Here is a 3,367-nt window from a genome sequence, read left to right as displayed (position 1 = left end):
CGTCATCCTCCATGTGCACGGTTTTTCATCGTATTTCAACGATTTCCTTGCATATGAATTCGACAAAGAATGCCTCAAACCCTTGCTGTTACTGGATTTTTTAATCGTTCAGCAAGCCCTAATTAAGTCATGACAACTTTTTGTCAGCGAATATATGTTCTGCACAAAAAAAACGACCAGATCTAATCCGGTCGCGTAGAATTCCTTATTCACATTGGGAGAAATGTAAAATTCAAGATTTAATCATCTTCGGTTAGTAGTAATTCCCTTTTACAAACATCACACTGGACCTTGATAACCAATCCTAGACTTGTTGGTATAAATATGTACGCAAACTTTGCTCCCGTTACATCTTTGGGTTCACATTTATCCCAATTATTAATTTTGTTTTCCATAGATTTGCTAATTTCAAACTTCATATGATTCTCCATAATCAATGTAACTGATCCTTGATCTTATGCACCCATTTTGGAAGAGATTCGGCCTGATATTTTAAAATACTATGTTCAGCTTGCATAACGATTTTACCGGAAACTTCGCTATTATCAATCACAATCAAATGATCAATGAGATGGATATGAGTTAGCAGATTTTGCATGGATGTGGTTTGTCTCCGAATGATGTCTTCAGTCGGTATATGATGTCCGCCGTTTCGAACTCTGGCGGCAACACGTTCGATATTGAGCCGAACATCATTTAGACCCACATAAAACATCATCACTTCAAAGCCGTTCGCCTTGGCTTCCCGTATCAGTCGTATCGCATTACCGCCGGCCAAAGTCGTTTCTACAGAAAAATCGCGTTTATGATGGATACAATCTCTCGCAAGTTTAATCGCTTCTTTGCCTGCGGATACTTTGCGGCGATCCGGATGGTCAGAATCAATGCCGCGAGCTAAAGCGTCGGGATCTATATTGACACTGATACCAAGCCTGTCCACTATCAAATTGCGAATGGTACTTTTGCCGCTGCCGTTATTGCCGGCGAATACAACCATCACTGTGGAGTACTCATTCATGATGAACCCCAGGATTGTCGATTGGCTCGATCACACCGTTTGCATATTCTTTGACAATCTGGCCTTTTTCCGTTTGATAGACAATATAAGTTCCGTTCGCTTTTGCATCCAGTTTCGCGCGATCGCCCGTAAGTTTGATCAGTTTTTGCAAATCTTGAATACGGTCCATCATAGGTCACCATCCAACCCGACTTAATCTTGCCATTATTATAACATACTCGTTTCAGATCAAAATTACAGGCCTCGCATACCAGTTTGTCCACCCACTCACAAAAATCAAGCTATGCTCAAACCGCGTTACTTCTTATTCCCATAAAGTTCAAAAACGAATCTTCCCCAGCTCCTCCCGGAAAGCCGGTCTTCGCGGAAATTTGGTTAACAATTTTTGTGTGACGGTGAACGCTTCTTTCCGTCCGCCAACCTGTTGAAGCATTCGAATGATCCGGCAAACATCGGCGTAATCTCGCCTGTCTCTGGATTGATCCGCCCGGAATTCGATATATGCCACGAAAAGCGCCTTCACCTCCTCCGGGTAATGCGGAAGCAATTGCTCATAGAACGATTCAATTCGGTAAGGTGCCTTGCGGACATGTTCCAAAAGCCGTGCGTACATCTCCTCTTCCACCAGAATTTGGGTATACGTATGCTCTCCCCTCGGGCTCTGCTCTAATTGATCTAACATATCTTGCAAATACAAAGTCCATTCTCCCTCATCGGAAAATGTATCCTTCACAGAGCGATAATACGCATACTCTCCGTTCACAATCAGCTCCATCCCGAGTTTCCGCTGCTGTTCGAATTGTCCTGTGCGATGGTATGCCTCATACCGATATTTCTTCCAGCGATAGACGAGCCCCGGCAGCCTCTGATCTTGGGCTTCCCCGGCCTCCGCCAATCGGATCGCTTCCTCGGCATCGCCTTGCTCAAGCGCCGCTCGAATCGCAATCTCCCGAATTTCCGGGAAATGCAGATGTTTATACAAATAAGCTTTCGCCTGTTCTTCACCTGAACGTTCCAAAATTTGACCATATCGGAGCACAGTTACCCGCTCGTCTGTGTACTCCCGCGACCAATTGCTTCCGGACGTATGACCCAGGAGCGAATCCGCCGCATCATCCCATTGATGTTGCATCTGTTCCGACTCGATCAGCGCGCCCGCCGCCTCGAGGAGCGCGAGCTGCCAATCCGACCACCCGTCGTAATAAGGCTGGTGTGTCTCCTCCAACAACCGGCGGAAAATCTTCAAGCGTTCTTCCGCCGGAATATGATGGTGATCCTGAACCAGCTTGAAGATCGATTCCAGACAGCTTTCGATCACGATCCCGACTCCACCGTCCGAATCGTCGGCGGACTGCAATAATTCAATCATCTCTTCGATGATGCAAAACAGAATCGCCAGCCCGTGCAACCATTCCTCTTCATCGAAGGCGGAGAGAGCCTTTTCAGCGACGATCTCCGCACCTTCCACCGCGCGGCTTACGTTCCGCCAAGACACAAAACCATGATCATCCGAATATGTGTCAATGTAGGATCGAATCAACCGTCGGCAGGCGTCCAACTCCTGATCCGCGCCCCTTTTCGACAAGTGGAGTCTGATGCGCTCTTCCGCGGTATATGAATCCGATGCAATCGAGAGCAGCAATTCGATTAATTTCTCCTTGCTCTCTGCTTCCAACAGTTGCCGGAGAGACGGTTCCGGTGAAGATACCCCGTCTGCTTCTCTATTCTTAAGCTCGAGGAATACGGCGACTTGATGCTTGCATACCGGTCCAAAATCGTACGGACAATCGCATTCCGATTCCATTATGTTGTTCTCGTTGTCTAGCCTTACATAAACCTCATAATCCTCGTACCCGCGCACAACCGCAGTGTACTTTTCATCGGCAATGGACTTCAAGGAAATTACCCGTCCTTCGAACGCGTATTCCTTCCCTCTGTGTACAACTGCAGGATCTATGTATCTGGAAAAATCGGATAAATTCAAGAGGACCACCCCCTTTGGATGCTTCTTTCCATTTTGGAATTCCAATAGTCGATGAACACCTGATAAGATCGCTCAGTGGTGAAGAAGAAAATATGTTGATCTGCCGCAGCGTCGACATGTTCATCTTTTAGAAATGGTGACAGCGACACAGGTCGTATATCGGTTACCGATTGGAAAATAATCCTGCTCATTTGTTGCTTTTATGCTTAAGGATGTATGTTTTAGCCAAGTGGTTTAGACCCGAGTTCGACAGTCACTAGGTAAACAAAATGCCCGGATCCCTTGTCCTGCTTAGGTTTACGGGCAACTTTAACAGAAATGGCGTGTATCTATGGTTTTGAGTGGATTTCTAGGAACCTTGGAGG

At 46.2% G+C, this 3,367-nt stretch carries 3 protein-coding genes; all 3 read right to left on the bottom strand.

Features of this window, described 5'->3' with window-relative positions:
* Positions 1-433: 433 nt before the first annotated feature.
* The 3 genes from ACFPXP_RS08295 to ACFPXP_RS08285 all read right to left on the bottom strand — a co-directional run bounded on the left by ACFPXP_RS08295 (position 434) and on the right by ACFPXP_RS08285 (position 3,011).
* A complete protein-coding gene (locus tag ACFPXP_RS08295) occupies positions 434-1,018 on the bottom strand; it encodes a zeta toxin family protein (protein WP_023554888.1) in 585 nt (194 codons plus the stop codon).
* Positions 1,011-1,190, bottom strand: coding sequence for a hypothetical protein (locus ACFPXP_RS08290; protein ID WP_015253841.1), 180 nt, complete (start codon positions 1,188-1,190; stop codon positions 1,011-1,013). The genes ACFPXP_RS08295 and ACFPXP_RS08290 overlap by 8 nt, the downstream gene beginning before the upstream one ends.
* A gap of 147 nt (positions 1,191-1,337) precedes the next feature.
* Positions 1,338-3,011: an SWIM zinc finger family protein gene (locus ACFPXP_RS08285; RefSeq protein ID WP_379893764.1), complete on the bottom strand. Its 1,674-nt coding sequence runs from the start codon at positions 3,009-3,011 to the stop codon at positions 1,338-1,340.
* Positions 3,012-3,367 lie beyond the last annotated feature (356 nt).

The sequence above is a fragment of the Marinicrinis lubricantis genome, assembly GCF_042658665.1.
In the GTDB taxonomy this organism is placed as follows: domain Bacteria; phylum Bacillota; class Bacilli; order Paenibacillales; family KCTC-33676; genus Marinicrinis; species Marinicrinis lubricantis.
This window is presented reverse-complemented; position numbering and strand designations above follow the sequence as displayed.

What these genes read in the sequence shown, in the direction of transcription:
- ACFPXP_RS08295 (WP_023554888.1), bottom strand. Translation starts at nt 1,018, where the DNA reads ATGAATGAGTACTCCACAGTGATGGTTGTATTCGCCGGCAATAACGGC.
- ACFPXP_RS08290 (WP_015253841.1), bottom strand. Translation starts at nt 1,190, where the DNA reads ATGATGGACCGTATTCAAGATTTGCAAAAACTGATCAAACTTACGGGC.